This window comes from Pseudofulvibacter geojedonensis, from assembly GCF_042675745.1.
Classification (GTDB): Bacteria; Bacteroidota; Bacteroidia; order Flavobacteriales; family Flavobacteriaceae; genus Pseudofulvibacter; species Pseudofulvibacter geojedonensis.
The window spans coordinates 378,323-394,394 of the sequence record NZ_JBHTJM010000008.1 but is presented as its reverse complement, the minus strand read 5'-3'; the positions used below and the strand labels follow the sequence as shown (position 1 = coordinate 394,394).

Genomic DNA, 16,072 nt, shown 5'->3' with positions numbered 1-16,072 from the left:
TAAATATAAGAAAAAAAGCCAAGTATTAACCTACTAATTTACTTATAAGAAAAAGGATTGATAATAAAAATGTACTCAAAGCTACCTTCTTAAGCTCTGTATCTAAATCTTTAAACAATATATTCTTAGCCACTACTATTATGTTTTTTACTAAAGGAATGTATGCCAAAAATATCCAACTATTTGTTAATAAGCTTTCTTGTTTATACAAGTAGGTTGTCAAACATAATAATGAACCTAATATTAAAAAATAATGATAATTCTTAGCTTTTTTACTTCCTAGCTTTACTACCAAAGTATTCTTACCAGCTTTTTTATCTTGAATTTGATCTCGCATATTATTCAAGTTCAATACAGCTGCACTTAGCATACCTATAGCAGAAGCAGGTAAAAGTATATAACATGAATTTAACTCTTGGCTGTATAAATAGTAACTTCCAATAACACTTAACCATCCAAAAAACAAGAACACAAAAACATCTCCTAAACCAGAATATCCATATGCATTAGAACCAACCGTATACTTAACTGCTGCAATAATACTAGCTATCCCTAATGCAAAGAATAACAATGCTTTATAAAAATTATCTGGAAAAGAAATGTAAATTAGTAAAAGTGCTATTATTAAAGTTATAAATATCGTGACTGTCATAGCTTTCTTCATTTGCTTCGGTGTTATTTTACCTGAAGCTACGAGCCTTAATTCTCCTTCTCTTTCATCATCTGTTCCCTTTATTCCATCACCATAATCGTTAGCAAAATTAGAGAGTACTTGAAAACCTATTGTTGTTAAAATAGCTAATATTAGTATACTAGCATGAAACTTACCTTCACCAATAGCAATAGCAGTTCCGACAATTATTCCAGACACTGATAAAGGCAAGGTTCTCAACCTTGCCGCTTGAATATAGTCTTTAAGGCTAGGCATTAATTAGGTATCCATTTTTTATCAAAATTCGGAGCTCTTTTTTCTAAGAAGGCATTTCTTCCTTCCTTAGCTTCATCTGTCATATAAGCCAAACGAGTAGCTTCGCCTGCAAATACTTGTTGCCCTACCATTCCATCGTCTGTTAAGTTCATAGCATATTTTAGCATCTTTATAGAAGTAGGAGACTTAGCTAATATTTCTTGCGCCCATTCGTAAGCAGTATCTTCTAATTCATCATGAGGAATTACAGCATTAACCATTCCCATCTCAAAAGCTTCTTGAGCTGAATAATTTCTTCCTAAGAAAAATATTTCTCTTGCTTTCTTTTGCCCCACCATCTTCGCTAAATAAGCAGAACCGTAACCGCCATCAAAACTAGTAACATCTGCATCTGTTTGTTTAAAAATAGCATGTTCCTTACTTGCTAAAGTTAAATCACAAACTACATGCAAACTATGCCCACCTCCTACAGCCCATCCTGGTACTACAGCAATAACAGCTTTAGGCATAAAACGAATTAAACGTTGAGCTTCTAATATATTCAATCTGTGGTAACCATCTTCTCCTACATAACCTTGATGCCCTCTTGCCTTTTGATCTCCTCCAGAACAAAATGAATAAACACCATCTTTAGGAGATGGACCTTCTGCAGAAATTAATACCACTCCTATATTTACATCTATAGTCGCATCTTGAAGAGCATCTATTATTTCTGATGTTGTTTGAGGCCTAAAAGCATTTCTTACTTCTGGTCTATTAAAAGCAATTCTTGCTACTCCGTTAGACTTTTTATATGTAATATCTGTATATTCTTTGGCTGTTACCCAATTTATTGTGCTCATATTTTTTTATTTTGCGTAAAAATAAATCTTTTTAATCTCAAATAATAAAAAACCGATGCGTAAATTTTTCATTTGTATTTGCATTTTTTTCAGTAGTAATTTCATAAATGCACAAGAATATAAATTTACTCCTATAGTTGATATTGAGTGTTCTGATGTGAAAAGTCAAGGAAGAACAGGTACCTGCTGGAGTTTTTCTACTTCATCTTTTATTGAAGCAGAAATTAAACGAATTACTGGTAAAAACATTGACGTATCTGAAATGTACACAGTACGAAACACTTACCCAAAAAAAGCTTGGAATTATGTTATGCGCCAAGGAAAAGCCCAATTTAGTGAAGGAGGTTTGGCTCATGATGTAATTAACTCTATTTCCGATTATGGATTAGTTCCTGAAAATGTGTTTTCTGGATTAAGTGATAACAGTAATCAACACAACCATACAGAAATGGTAGCGGTTTTAAAAGGCATGCTGGATGTTTATATAAAAAATCCTGCTAAAAAATTAAGCCCTAGATGGAAAGAAGCAATTAATGCTGTATTAGATATTTATTTAGGCAAAAATGTAACTGAATTTACCTATAATGGAAAAAAATACACTCCAAAATCGTTTAGAGATGAATTGGGTATAAAACCAAATGATTACATAACAATTACTTCTTTTGCTCATCAACCCTTTTACTCGAACTTTATTTTAAGCATACCTGATAATTTTTCTAACGGAAGTATGTATAATGTTCCTTTAAATGAATTCGAACAAACTATCATTAATGCTTTGGAAAAAGGATATACAGTAGAGTTAGATACAGACGTTAGCGAACAAACTTTTTCTTCTAAGGATGGTCTAGCTGTTGTTCCGTTACACAATGATAAAGCTGCTGAATCTTTGTTAAGTGTTAGACCAGAAAAGGTTATTACACAAGATTATCGCCAACAAGAATTTGAAAACTTTACCACTACAGATGATCATTTAATGCATATAACCGGAATGGTTAAAGACCAAAATGGCACTATTTACTTTAAAACTAAAAACTCTTGGGGTAGTGAAGGCAATAGAGTTAAATTTGGTGGTTATGTTTATATGAGTAGCTCGTTTATTAGATTGAAAGCTATTTCTGTTACCATAAATAAAAATGCTTTAAACAAAGATTTAAGTAACAAGTTAGATTTGTAAAATAAAGTATCTTGAAGGTTTTGCCCTTTTAGTATTTGGGTTCGGATTATTTTTTTTCTTAATGGGGTGGCCTGGTGGATTAATAATGATTATTACCTCTTTAGGCTCTTTATCGATTTTCTACCTAATTTTTGGGTTTAATTTTTTAACTAATATAAGACTAAGAGATTCTTTCAATAAAGTAAATTACCAAAACCTTTCTGCTACTAGAGTAATTGGAAGCATTATGGCGGGGATTAATTTATCAATATTATTAATTGGTGTCATTTTTGGTCTGATGAATTGGCCTGGTTCAGGTGTAATGCTCTTAATTAGTTTTTTACCTTCATTTGTTATAGCAGTAATATGTCTAATTAAACACTTAAAAAACTCTAAGGGTTACATAAGAACTTTAAGTAGAACTGGTGTTTTTTTAGTTCTTGGATTGATTCTTTATTTCTGTCCAATTGTATTACAAAAAATAAGATATCGCAATCAACCAAAAATACTACATGCCTATGAAAGGTATTATAACGAGCCTACTAATGAAAATAGAAAGCTTTTAAAAGCTGAACTAAATAGAAATATTTTTTCTAAAGAAAAGTTAAATACTAAATACAAAGACAGTATTTAGCTATAATTAAAAAAAGCTTCTACAGTAAAACATTACAAGCCATCCATTCAACACTAAAAAGTATTTTCACCACAAAACACTAAACTTAAACAACTTAATTTCAAACAGTTAACTTTTATAATGTTTCTTTGAACTATCAAATTAAGCCTAGCTTAAAAAAATTAAACCCAATGAAAAAGTTAACCTTACTAATTACATGTTTATTTCTTTCTATAATTTCTTTAAAAGCACAAAATGATTCTGTAGATATAGATGGAAGAATACAGCCATATTTACAAGACTTTTTAAGTTATTGCGATGCTTATGGAATTGAATACCAAGATAAATTATTTCAATTAAAAAGTATTAAAATTGTTAATGATTTACCTCTAGAAGAAAGCAACACTGTTCTTGGTAAAGTTTTACGTGATGAAAAAGGGAATATTGATAGTATCGTTTTTAACTGGGCTACTTTATTAGATAAAGAAATATTACAGGTAGTTGCTTTTCATGAATTTGCTCATCATTTTTTAGATTACAAACACACTTGTAGAGACTGTAACGAAATTATGGCTGAAACCAATGTAAGTTATTTTGATATTATACGAGACTGGGACAATCAGGTTAGTTTTTTATTCGAAACCTCGCCCGCCTATTTAAATCAACACCCTGAAGAATCTATAGCGGTTGCACAGAATAAAACAAAAAGCTTAGCGAAAAGTAAAGGGTTTAGACCATAAAAAAACACTTATTAAACCAACTAAAAACTTAATATAAGTGATTAAAGAGTCGTTAGAAATAAAGCACTAACGACTTATTTTATTTCCTTGTTGTATAAATACCATCCTTTTCAATAGTTATAAGCCTTTGCTTATATAAAGAACCAATAGCTTTTTTGAAGTTCTTTTTACTCATTTGGAGGATTTGCTTTATAATTTCTGGATTAGATTTATCTGTTAAACCTAAAAAACCTTCATTATCTTCTAATTCGGTTAAAATTCTTTGTGCATTAGGCTCAATACTTTTATAACCTATTTGTTGAAGCGAAACATCTATTTTATTATCCTTTCTTATTTTTTTGATGATTCCTTTTAGCTTATCACCTACTCTAATATCTTTAAAAACTTGATCTTCATAAACTAGACCTTTATGTTTTTTATTGATGATTACATTTACACCTATATCGGTCATATGAGAAACGATTAAATCTACTTCATCAAAAACTGACACAGTTAACTCATCATTCGATAAAAACTTATTAATCTTACTCGTACCTACAAGCCTATCAGTTTTTTCATCTAGGTGCATGTATATTAAATAAGATTTTCCTTCTTGCATAGGTCTTGCCTGCTCTTTAAAGGGTACAAATAAATCCTTTTCAATACCCATATCTAAAAAAGCCCCATGTCGTGTTATTTGATTTACTCGTAACCATGCAAAATCATTTAATTCTATATAAGGCTTTAAAGTAGTAGCAATTATTCTTTCTTCATTGTCTAAATAAACAAAAACATCTAGCTTATCTCCTATCTCAAATGTTTTGGGTATGTACTTACCTGGTAGTAATACGTCATTGTCTTCTTCATCTATCAAAAACAAACCAGGTGATGTGTTTCTATCTATAGTTAAGCTATTTATTTTTCCTAATTGCATATTTTATCATTTCTAAATGCAAAAGTACAAATAAGAATAAGATAATACATGATTAAAAAATAATCATAAAAAAAGCGCTCTAAAAAGAGCGCTAAATATCTATTAAAGAACTATTAGTTATAAATAGCTTCTTTTCCAAAATGTTTTGCTAATAAATAATATACAACTGCTCTGTATTTATTACGATTAGATCTTCCATATTTTTCCATAACAGCATCTATACCTTTATCTAAATCTGCACCATCTTTTAAACCTAATTTTTTGATTAAAAAATTATTTTTAACAGTAGCTAATTCAGACTCGTCAGAACCAGAAACAGTAGAAGCATCGTTATTATAGATAGATGGACCACATCCAATTGTTACTTTAGTTAATAAATCCATATCTGCAGTAACTCCGCATTTATCTTTTAAATCTGCAGCATATTTCTGAATTAATTCGTCTCTTTTACTCATAATAGTTAATAGATTTTAATGTTGATTATTTTGTTCAAAACCAAATATAGTTATTTTACTTGTTATTTAAAAACGTTTATCCAACAACAATACTTAATCGATGAAATGTTTAAAATATCCGATTAAAAGCTCATCGTTAATAATTCTAGGAGTAAATACTTCTAACAATTTAGGTTGTTTATTGTCTTTAAAAAAAGATTTTAAACTCATTTTAAGGTTAGCTTCGTCGGTTGCATGAGCATAAGTAATACCATACATTTCGCATAAATGTTTAGCCGTTAAATTATGTGTAGTTTCAAAATAAGTTTCAAAGTTTTCTGTATTCTTATTACCAGGTAAAATTCTAAAAATACCACCTCCATTGTTGTTTATTACGATAATTCTAAAATTTGAAGGAATGTAATTATTCCATAGTGCATTAGAATCGTAAAAGAAACTTAAATCTCCCGTAATAAGTACTTGTTGCTTATTAGAAACAACTGAATGACCTATTGCTGTACTTGTCGATCCGTCTATGCCACTGGTTCCTCTATTACAATATTGTTCTATAGTCGGGTTGTTATCAAACAACTGCATGTACCTAATTGTAGAACTATTACTTAAATGTAAGCCAATGTTATTAGGAAGGCTTTCTATAATATTTTCAAATACTTTTAAATCTGAAAAAAGTTGTCTTTTTAAGTATTTTTGATGCTTGTCTGCTCTTTCTGCCTTTTTAGAAAGCCAATTAGATTGATAAGTACTTTTAGTTTTTTCAACAAACTGGATCATTTGATTGAAAAAATAATTTGGCCTACAGTTAAAATGATATGTCAGACTAAAAAAAGTATCTAAAGCCCTTACAGAACTTATATGGTAATGATACTTAGGTTTATAAGTACGTAAAAATGCTTTGATTTTTTTAGAAACAATTAAACCTCCAAAAGTTAGTAAAACCTCTGGTTGTAAGTCTATAAATTCTTCTTCTGTTAATGGAGCTATTATTTTATCTATACTTGGAAAAAAATTAGCGTGATGAATATTAGAGGTTGTTTCTGTAAAAACTATGGTTGACTCATCATTCCCTAAAAACTCTACTACTTCTTTATCTAAAGTATTAGGTTGTTTAACACCAACTAAAACCATTTTTTTATTTGCCCCATTCCAATTCTTAATAAATTCTTTAAAAACTGTAGTGTCAACAGTATCTATATTAAAATCTGGTTTAAGCAAAGTAATTTTTTCTGTAAATTCTTGTTGCGTATCGTATAAAGGTTCAGCAAAAGGAATATTTATATGAACAGGACCTCTCTTAGTAATTGCTACATTAATAGCTTTATTAATTTCTTTCTGATTGAAATTTACAAGTTTATCATCTATTCCTGATAGCTTATCAATAATAAAAGAAGGTATGTCTCTATCTTTACCAAAACGCTCATCATTAACAACCAAATCTTGTTTTAAATTAGCACTATAAAGTATGTGTTTTTCAAAAACATTTTCTTGCCTTATTGTTTGCCCATCGCCAACATCTATTAAATGCTTGGGTCTATCGGCTGTGAGTACTATTAAAGGAATATTGGTATAAAAAGCTTCTGCTATTGCAGGGTAATAATTTAGTAAAGCTGAACCAGATGTACAAACAACAGCAACGGGTTCTTGTAATTTTTGAGCAATACCCATGGCAAAAAATGCAGCACAACGTTCATCTACAATACTATATGACTTAATTTCTGGGTGATTAGAAAACCCTATAGTTAATGGCGCATTTCTACTACCAGGAGAAATAACAACATGATTGATACCTTTAGCTTTTACTAACTGAATAACTTGTTGAGCGAGTGGTATTTTGGGATAACTCAATATCTTATAATTTTGTATCCAACAAATTTAAGAAAGTTAATGCATTATCTTATACAATAACTCTTTTAATAAATCTCCTTGAGGTAAATTACTAGCTCCTACTCCTTTACTTTTTACATCGGCCTCTCTTAATAAACTTATTACCTGACTTACTTTTTTCATAGGATAATTTTTACCCGCCACTAAATATTCCCCAACAAAATACGGATTTACTTTTAAGGCTTTTGCTACACTAAATTTAGACTTGTCTGCCAATGCATGATATTGTAGCAACTGAGAAAAAAAATTATACAATAACGAAATAGTCATAACTGTCGGGTTGTCTTTCGGGTTTTGAGCAAAATACCTACTTATTTTGACTGCTTTTAAAACATCTCTTTCTCCTACAGCTTTGCGCAACTCAAAATTGTTATAATCTTTACTAATTCCAATATTTTCTTCTATGTGCAATGGTGTAATTACTGTTCCTTTTGGCAGGATTAACTGTAATTTCTCTAATTCATTACTTATTTTACCCAAATCTGTTCCTAAAAACTCTACTAACATCTGAGCAGCTTTAGGGTCTATTGTATAGCTTTTACCTTTTAACACACGCCTAATCCAATCTGGAACTTGATTGTCATATAACTTTTTACTTTCGAATAAAACTCCGTTCTTTTGTACTGTTTTATATAATTTTTTTCTTTTATCTAACTTTTTGTATTTGTAACAAACAACTAAAATGGTAGTTAACTGTGGGTTTAATACGTAAGCTTCTAATTTTTCTATAGTTCTACTTAAATCTTGAGCTTCTTTAACTATAACAACTTGTTTATCAGCCATCATAGGATATCGCTTAGAATTAGAAACAATATCTTCAACAGTTATGTCTCTACCATATAAAACCATCTGATTAAACCCTTTTTCTTCTTCCGCTAAAACATTTTTTTCTATATAATTAGAAATTGCATCTATATAGTAGGGCTCTTCTCCCATTAAAAAATAAACAGGAGAAAAATTTCCGTTTTTAATATCTGTAACTATTTGTTTTACCTCTTCCATCAAGGAATTAAAAGATTAGCAATTTATAAATAAAAAGATTCTTATTTTTGGGTCGTGCAAGAACTCAACTTTCCTACATATCAGTTTCGATTCAAAAATAGCGAAAATAAACTCAAAATTTTTGATGAAATAAGAAAAAAATTCGTGGTTTTAACCCCTGAAGAATGGGTGAGACAACATTGTGTTCAGTATTTAATTCAAGAAAAAGAAATTCCAAAATCTTTAATTAACATTGAAAAAGAACTCACCATAAACAGTTTAAAAAAAAGATATGATATAGTTGTTTTTCATCCTAATGGCAACATTTATATATTGATAGAATGCAAAGCCCCCAAGATTAATATCACACAAAGTACTTTTGACCAAATTGCTCAGTACAATTTATTATTAAAAGCTGACTTTTTAATGGTTACAAACGGATTAAATCATTACTATTGTATAATGGATTTTAAAAAAGAAAAATATCATTTTTTAAATAAACTTCCTAATTATAGTATACAACCATGAATATTGCAATAGTTATTTTAAACTGGAATGGAAAACAGTTATTAGAACAGTTTTTACCAAGTATTGTAAAATATTCTAAAGGAGCGAGTATTTATGTTGCTGACAATGCTTCTACAGATGATTCTGTTAACTTTTTAAGAACTAGCTACCCTGATGTTAAAATTATTAAAAATCCAACAAATGGTGGTTATGCAAAAGGGTATAATGACTCCTTACAAAGTATAAATGCTGATGTTTATTGCTTATTGAATTCAGATATTGAAGTAACAAATAATTGGTTAACTCCTATAATTAAAGAGTTTAAAACAAATAGCAAAATTGCAGCCATTCAACCCAAAATATTAGATTATAAAAATAAATCAGTATTTGAATATGCTGGTGCTGCAGGAGGTTTCATAGATAAATATGGGTATCCTTATTGCAGAGGAAGACGCTTTACTACAATAGAGAAAGATACCGGACAGTACAATGATATTATAGATGTTTTTTGGGCTTCTGGAGCTTGTTTATTTGTAAAAAGTAATATTTACCATGAATTAAACGGTTTTGATGAGGATTACTTTGCTCATCAAGAAGAAATAGATTTATGCTGGCGCATACAGAATAAAAATTACTTAATTAAATACGTTGGTAATTCTACAGTATTTCATGTTGGTGGCGCTACACTTGCCACCCAAAACCCTAAAAAAACTTTTTTAAATTTCAGAAACTCTTTATTCAACTTAGTAAAGAACAGTCCTAAAAACAAAGGGTTTTCATTAATTTTTACCAGACTTTTATTAGATGGATTAGCTGGTGTTAAATTTTTACTAGAATTAAAACCATTACATACAATTGCTATTATAAAATCTCATTTTAGTTTTTATTGGTACTTACCCAAAATGTTAAAAAAGAGAAGGTCTAAAAAATATAAAAAAGACTATTATCAAATTAAAAGCATTGTTTGGAATTACTTTATAAAGGGATTAAAAAAATAATATTATCTCCTCATCAAACTGCAACATATTTCATCATAAAAAGTCTTTAAGGTAAGAAACGAACAAACTCTCTTAAATGACTAAATTTATTTTTACTTTTTTAAGCTTACTTATCACTGAGCTACAGGCTCAAGATTTCAATCCAAAGATCTTAGAATTACCAAAACCTCTTGTCTCTAGTGATTTTTCTTTTTTAAAAGACGAATTGAAAAATGTACAAGTATTCATGCTGGGTGAAAAAACTCACAATGATGCCAACGTTTTTGAAACCAACGTAGAAATTGCTAGATACTTAATTAAAAATCACGGTTTTAAAACTATTGCTTTTGAATCTGGTATTTATGATTTATACAAAGCTACTCAAGAAATACAAAAAGGTACTAGCTTAGATGAAGCCCTTAGAAATTCATTATTCTACTTTTGGAGTAAAACAAATAAATCAAAGTTGTTATCAGATTTAATAAAACAAAACAATATAAACATTACTGGGTTTGACAGTCAGATTACAGGAAATTATGGAAATTTATTTTTAATAGATGATTTATACTTTTATTGTAAAAAAAATAAGTTCTCATTTAACTTAAATAAAGACGATTTTAAGTTATTAATTGAGTCAATTAGGTTTTCCAATGTCTTTGATGAAGGAGATATTAGTTTTGATAAATTTAAGTACGAAATAAACAATCTAATTCTACAAATATCTAAAAGTAAAAAGTCTGAAAAAAATACTTATTGGATACAAATAGCAAAGAGCATTTACTCACTTGGTTTAGATTCTTATCAAAAAGGAAAGGACATTATTTCAACTTTTAACTGCAATGCTACTGACAACATTCGTGACAAACAAATGGCAGAAAATTTGCTATCATATATAAAAACTCATCCCAATGAAAAAATAATTTGCTGGGGAGCTAATCTTCATTTTATCAATAATATAAGTTCAGTAAAAACTGCTATTGCCAAAGACTTTATTCCTATGGGGTCTTATTTAAAAAAAGAACTCAAAAACAGAATGTATAGTTTTGCAAATATTACAGCGCAAGACTCCATTTTTATACAGGACAAATGGGAAACAACTCCTATAGAAAATAATAGCTTAGAGCATTTTTTAAATAATACAAAAAGTAAACATGTTTTTATTTCTAGTAAAGATTTAATCAATAATTCTTTCATTAAAAATCGTTTGTTCTCCCCTGTTACATTTATACCCGCACAATTAAACGCACTACATGATGGTTACCTATATCACAACACCACCACCCAATATAAATTTATAAAAGATGAATTAAACGATCAGAAAGAAACCAAACAGCTAAATGAATTAGACTATATAACTGGTAAAATCATTGATGAAAAAACAAAAGAAACGATACCATTTGTTCAACTTCTTATTAAAGGGACAACAAGAGGCACTATGGCTGATAAAAAAGGTGAATTTAGGTTGGAATACTACAATTCTGATGAAGAAATAATTCTTTCTTCATTAGGGTATAGAGAAAAAACAATTAACATTAAAGATCTTAAATCTACTATTAGCTTAAAAGAAGATGCAGAAACTTTAGAGGAAATAATTCTATTTGGCAAAATTTCACCATATACCATTATTGAAAATTCAATTAAAAACAAAAAGAAAAACTATTCAACTACCGGATACAATTCTAAACATTATGCAAATATCAATTTTAAAACTCGAGATAGTTCTTTATTAAAGTTTGAATTTATTAGTCAACAATTTTCTAGAGGAGTTCATAAAACATATAGAAACACCCAAGTAATTGAGGAAATTAAATGGAGTAAAAAACATGAAAATTTACCCGAAAAAATACATCTTTTTTTAAGAGAATCAGACGCAATAAAAAGAAGTGCTTTTTTAACTAAAAACAAATACAAAAAATTTTGGTTCGAAATAGAAAAAGTAATTGATTATAAAGAAGAGGAGACATACATTATTAATTTTAAAGTCAATCGCAGTCATTGGAACTATACTCAACAATTTTACCCTACAATATATTCTGGACAACTTTATATAACCAAAAACACTTATGCCATTGTAAAAATAATTGAAAACTGGGAAACAATAGCTTATCCTGAAATTTTCAAAACTTACTCTGGCTTAAGGTATTGGCCTAAAGAGTATATAGAAATTACGCCTCAAAAAACAACTAGAGTTTGTAATTACATTAAAAAATCTGATAATAAATACTACTTAAAAAATTCAGTTATTAATACAAACGGTATTATTTCTTCAAAAGAAAATAAACTAATTCCTTATTCGGAAACATATTCTTCAATTTGGTATGACTTTGAAACAAAAAAACCTAAACCCATTAGTTTTAAAGAAGATGAGGAAGGAGAAAAATTTAAAAATATAACATATCACTCAAAATTTTGGGAGACTTATACTTGTCCTAAATAAAAATCAATAGAATCTATTTAGACAATTACAAAAGTTTTGGGCATAAAAAAACAGCTAATACCTCATTAGCTGTTTAACTATTTATAAATATATTTTATTTTTTTCCAAAAATTCTTCCTTTAAGTGCCGTAAAAAGTGCTACAGCTCCTATAGCTATAAATTTCCAAAACTTTAATAATAAAGCAAAAAAACCAGCTTTAGCCAATACCTTTCCGGCTATTAATCCTCCAATACCATAAGCAGCTACTTTATCTACATCTGGATTAAAGTCTGAATATTTATTTCCCTCTGTAAAAGCAGCACTAGCAATTATTTTGTCTACGTTATTCTTTACCATAGGTAAAACAGTCATATCTCCAATTACATTTAAATTTAAATATCCTTTTCTACCTAAAACTCTAATGTTATAATTTAACGTATTAACATCTGTATTTTCAAACTTTAATTCTTTAGCCCAATGCAATTTCTTCTCTACTTCATCGTAATAAGGAGCAGAAGCCCAACCAACCATATCCATTGTACCATAACCTAACTTTACCCTTTCTGGGTTTGCCAGTTCAGTATCCTTTTTCATTTCTTCTAATAACTCATCATAATCAATATCTTTCGCATCTTCATCATCTATATAACCTTCTTCTGAATATGTAATCTCTACTGCATATGTAAAATTATCACTCACTGGACTAATATCTTCCGGAAATAACATTCCTAATGGTTCACTAGGCGGATTACCCCATAAATCTGTTAATACTTTTTTACTTTGTTCTGCATTTAAAAACTTATAACCTTTAGGTACCGTAATTGTTGCCATATCGCCATCTAGAACAACAGTCCCTTTTTCATAAGTAAAACTTGCAGCTATACTATCATATACTTTTTGAATTGATTCAAAAGTCATTGTTTCATCAATAGCCGAATCATCTTGTGCAAAAGACAAACCTATACACAATAGAAATGCCCAAAAGAATGTTTTTTTCATATTTATTCTGTTACATATTAGTTAGTTCTGGCAAAGTTAAAATCTTACACACAAAACAACCTATATTTACAAAAAAACTCCTGATAAAATTTATCAGGAGTTTTTTTACAAAAGTTAATTTATTTTATTTACTCTGTTTCTTTATCAAATTCAATGCAGATCCTTCTTTATACCACTCAATTTGTCCTTCATTATAAGTATGATTAGCTTTAATTACATCTTTAGAACCATCTATATGCAATACTTCTATCATTAATGGTTTCCCTGAAGTAAACTGATCTAAATCTAAAAAGTTAAACGTATCATCCTCTTGAATTAAATCGTAGTCATTTTCATTATCAAATGTCAATCCAAGCATACCTTGCTTTTTCAAGTTAGTTTCATGAATACGAGCAAAAGATTTTACTAAAACAGCTGCCACACCTAAATGACGAGGCTCCATTGCTGCATGTTCTCTAGAAGATCCCTCTCCATAATTATGATCTCCAACTACAATTGTTTTAATTCCGGCTGCTTTGTATGCTCTTTGAGTCTTAGGTACTGCATCATACTCTCCTGTTAATTGACTCTTAACAAAATTTGTTTTCATATTAAAAGCATTGACCGCTCCAATTAAGCAATTATTAGAAATATTGTCTAAATGTCCTCTATAGCGTAACCAAGGTCCAGCCATAGAAATATGGTCAGTTGTACATTTACCATGAGCTTTAATTAATAATTTTGCTCCATTAATTTTATCTCCTATTGGAGTAAATGGTGTTAGCAATTCTAAACGTTCAGAATTAGGGTCAACCACTACTTCTACTCCGCTTCCATCTTCAATTGGCTCTAAATATCCATTATCATCTACTTCAAAACCTTTAGGAGGTAATTCCCAACCTGTTGGCTCATCTAACATCACCTCTTCTCCATTCTCATTAATTAATTTATCAGTTAATGGGTTGAAATCTAACCTTCCTGCAATTGCAATTGCCGCGGTTAACTCTGGTGAAGCTACAAAAGCATGTGTATTAGGATTACCATCTGCACGTTTAGCAAAATTTCTATTGAATGAATGTACAATAGAGTTTTTAGGTGCGTTTTTAGGGTCTTCATATCTAGCCCATTGACCAATACATGGCCCACAAGCATTGGTAAATATTTTAGCATTTAGTTTTTCAAAAACTTGTAAAATCCCATCTCTTTCTGCTGTATAGCGAACTTGTTCTGACCCAGGATTTATACCAAATTCTGCCTTAGTTTTTAACCCTTTGTCTAAAGCTTGCTGAGCTACAGAAGAAGCTCTTGATAAATCTTCGTATGATGAATTGGTACAAGATCCAATAAGCCCCCACTCTACTTGTAATGGCCAATCGTTAGCTTTTGCTTTTTGGCTCATTTCTTTACCAACCGTAGTTGATAAATCTGGTGTAAACGGTCCATTTAACAAAGGCCCTAATTCAGATAAGTTAATATCTATTACTTGATCAAAATATTCTTCTGGATTTGCATATACTTCAGAATCTCCCGTTAGGTGGTCTTTAATTGCGTTTGCTGCATCTGCTACATCATTTCTATCGGTTGCTCTTAAATAACGTTCCATAGATTCATCATAACCAAAAGTAGAAGTTGTTGCACCAATTTCAGCACCCATATTACAAATTGTTCCTTTACCAGTACAAGACATTGCTGTTGCACCTGGTCCGAAATACTCTACAATTGCTCCTGTTCCTCCTTTTACTGTTAAAATTTCTGCTACTTTTAAAATAACATCTTTAGGAGCTGTCCAACCTGATAACTTTCCGGTTAGTCTAACTCCAATTAATTTTGGAAACTTTAACTCCCATGGCATTCCTGCCATAACATCTACAGCATCAGCCCCTCCAACACCTATAGCCACCATTCCTAATCCTCCTGCATTAACAGTATGAGAATCGGTACCAATCATCATTCCTCCAGGAAAAGCATAGTTTTCTAAAACTACTTGATGAATAATTCCAGCTCCTGGTTTCCAAAAACCTATTCCGTACTTATTAGAAACAGATTCTAAAAAATTAAATACCTCATTAGAAGTATTTAAAGCTTCTTGTAAATCTGTTGATGCACCAACTTTAGCTTGTATTAAATGATCGCAATGTACTGTAGTAGGCACGGCCACCTTTTTCTTACCCGCTTGCATAAATTGCAATAATGCCATTTGAGCTGTTGCATCTTGACATGCAATACGGTCTGGTGCAAAATCTACATAGTCTACTCCTCTTTTATAAGCGGTTGTTGAAGTTCCATCCCATAAATGAGCATATAAAATCTTCTCAGCAAGTGTAAGTGGTTTTCCAGTTAGTCTTCTTGCTGCTTCAACTCTCTCAGGAAATTTAGCATAAACCTCCTTTATCATTTTAATATCAAAAGCCATTGTCTGTTAATTTAGTTGTCACACGAATTTAACAAAAAAAGAGGATAAAAATCTCCTAAATAACTAAATATAATGATGATAAATAAGTTTTATTTGTTATGTGTATCTACTCAGGTCTTACAGGTAAATAAGGTAGAAAGCAATGAACCTAATCGTATCTGATCTTATTTATGTAATATTTATTGGTGCTTTTTCTATTCAATTTAGTATATAACATGAGTTATAAAACAAACTCAGAATAATGTAGAGAAAATACATTTAGTAGTACCATATC

The 16,072-nt window shown here is 29.9% G+C and carries 14 protein-coding genes; 6 read left to right on the top strand and 8 right to left on the bottom strand.

Annotated elements, in window-relative coordinates; genetic code table 11:
• Positions 1–25: 25 nt before the first annotated feature.
• Together menA and ACFQ1O_RS09060 are read right to left on the bottom strand one after the other, a co-directional pair.
• Complete coding sequence (gene menA / locus ACFQ1O_RS09065) at positions 26–928, bottom strand: 1,4-dihydroxy-2-naphthoate octaprenyltransferase (protein ID WP_377715577.1); 903 nt, start codon at positions 926–928, stop codon at positions 26–28.
• Positions 928–1,770, bottom strand: a complete 843-nt coding sequence (locus ACFQ1O_RS09060; protein WP_377715575.1) for a 1,4-dihydroxy-2-naphthoyl-CoA synthase — start codon at positions 1,768–1,770, stop codon at positions 928–930. Before ACFQ1O_RS09060 ends, menA begins: the two co-directional genes overlap by 1 nt.
• Before the next feature lie 55 nt (positions 1,771–1,825).
• Between ACFQ1O_RS09060 and ACFQ1O_RS09055 the strand changes: the two genes are divergently transcribed.
• The 3 genes from ACFQ1O_RS09055 (at position 1,826) to ACFQ1O_RS09045 (ending at position 4,276) form a co-directional block, all read left to right on the top strand.
• Complete coding sequence (locus ACFQ1O_RS09055) at positions 1,826–2,944, top strand: C1 family peptidase (RefSeq protein WP_377715573.1); 1,119 nt, start codon at positions 1,826–1,828, stop codon at positions 2,942–2,944.
• A 61-nt stretch (positions 2,945–3,005) separates the two neighbouring features.
• Positions 3,006–3,557 (top strand): hypothetical protein, encoded by a 552-nt coding sequence (locus tag ACFQ1O_RS09050; RefSeq protein WP_377715571.1) that lies wholly within the window; start codon positions 3,006–3,008, stop codon positions 3,555–3,557.
• A 170-nt stretch (positions 3,558–3,727) separates the two neighbouring features.
• Complete coding sequence (locus tag ACFQ1O_RS09045) at positions 3,728–4,276, top strand: hypothetical protein (protein ID WP_377715569.1); 549 nt, start codon at positions 3,728–3,730, stop codon at positions 4,274–4,276.
• A gap of 79 nt (positions 4,277–4,355) precedes the next feature.
• Here ACFQ1O_RS09045 and ACFQ1O_RS09040 read toward each other — a convergent pair whose 3' ends face one another.
• The 4 genes from ACFQ1O_RS09040 to holA form a co-directional block, all read right to left on the bottom strand.
• Entirely contained in the window at positions 4,356–5,189 is an 834-nt protein-coding gene (locus ACFQ1O_RS09040) for a CvfB family protein (protein ID WP_377715567.1), read from the bottom strand.
• Positions 5,190–5,302: 113 nt separating this feature from the next.
• Positions 5,303–5,644: a DUF2853 family protein gene (locus ACFQ1O_RS09035; RefSeq protein ID WP_377715565.1), complete on the bottom strand. Its 342-nt coding sequence runs from the start codon at positions 5,642–5,644 to the stop codon at positions 5,303–5,305.
• Positions 5,645–5,737: 93 nt separating this feature from the next.
• Positions 5,738–7,486 carry a 2-succinyl-5-enolpyruvyl-6-hydroxy-3-cyclohexene-1-carboxylate synthase gene (gene menD / locus ACFQ1O_RS09030; protein WP_377715563.1) on the bottom strand — a complete coding sequence of 583 codons (1,749 nt, stop codon included), beginning with the start codon at positions 7,484–7,486 and terminating at the stop codon, positions 5,738–5,740.
• Positions 7,487–7,522: 36 nt separating this feature from the next.
• On the bottom strand, positions 7,523–8,527 hold the full coding sequence (gene holA / locus ACFQ1O_RS09025; RefSeq protein WP_377715562.1) for a DNA polymerase III subunit delta: 1,005 nt from the start codon (positions 8,525–8,527) through the stop codon (positions 7,523–7,525).
• Between the two features lie 54 nt (positions 8,528–8,581).
• Here holA and ACFQ1O_RS09020 point away from each other — a divergent pair, with 54 nt between their 5' ends.
• The 3 genes from ACFQ1O_RS09020 to ACFQ1O_RS09010 all read left to right on the top strand — a co-directional run bounded on the left by ACFQ1O_RS09020 (position 8,582) and on the right by ACFQ1O_RS09010 (position 12,427).
• Positions 8,582–9,034 carry a type I restriction enzyme HsdR N-terminal domain-containing protein gene (locus ACFQ1O_RS09020; protein ID WP_377715561.1) on the top strand — a complete coding sequence of 151 codons (453 nt, stop codon included), beginning with the start codon at positions 8,582–8,584 and terminating at the stop codon, positions 9,032–9,034.
• The gene (locus tag ACFQ1O_RS09015) at positions 9,031–10,011 is read left to right on the top strand and encodes a glycosyltransferase family 2 protein (protein WP_377715560.1); all 981 of its coding nucleotides are present in this window, start codon (positions 9,031–9,033) and stop codon (positions 10,009–10,011) included. The genes ACFQ1O_RS09020 and ACFQ1O_RS09015 overlap by 4 nt, the downstream gene beginning before the upstream one ends.
• 76 nt (positions 10,012–10,087) lie before the next feature.
• The gene (locus ACFQ1O_RS09010; RefSeq protein WP_377715559.1) at positions 10,088–12,427 is read left to right on the top strand and encodes a carboxypeptidase-like regulatory domain-containing protein; all 2,340 of its coding nucleotides are present in this window, start codon (positions 10,088–10,090) and stop codon (positions 12,425–12,427) included.
• A 94-nt stretch (positions 12,428–12,521) separates the two neighbouring features.
• Here ACFQ1O_RS09010 and ACFQ1O_RS09005 read toward each other — a convergent pair whose 3' ends face one another.
• A complete protein-coding gene (locus ACFQ1O_RS09005) occupies positions 12,522–13,406 on the bottom strand; it encodes a DUF2167 domain-containing protein (RefSeq protein ID WP_377715557.1) in 885 nt (294 codons plus the stop codon).
• A 124-nt stretch (positions 13,407–13,530) separates the two neighbouring features.
• Complete coding sequence (locus ACFQ1O_RS09000; RefSeq protein WP_377715555.1) at positions 13,531–15,798, bottom strand: aconitate hydratase; 2,268 nt, start codon at positions 15,796–15,798, stop codon at positions 13,531–13,533.
• Positions 15,799–16,072: the final 274 nt, after the last annotated feature.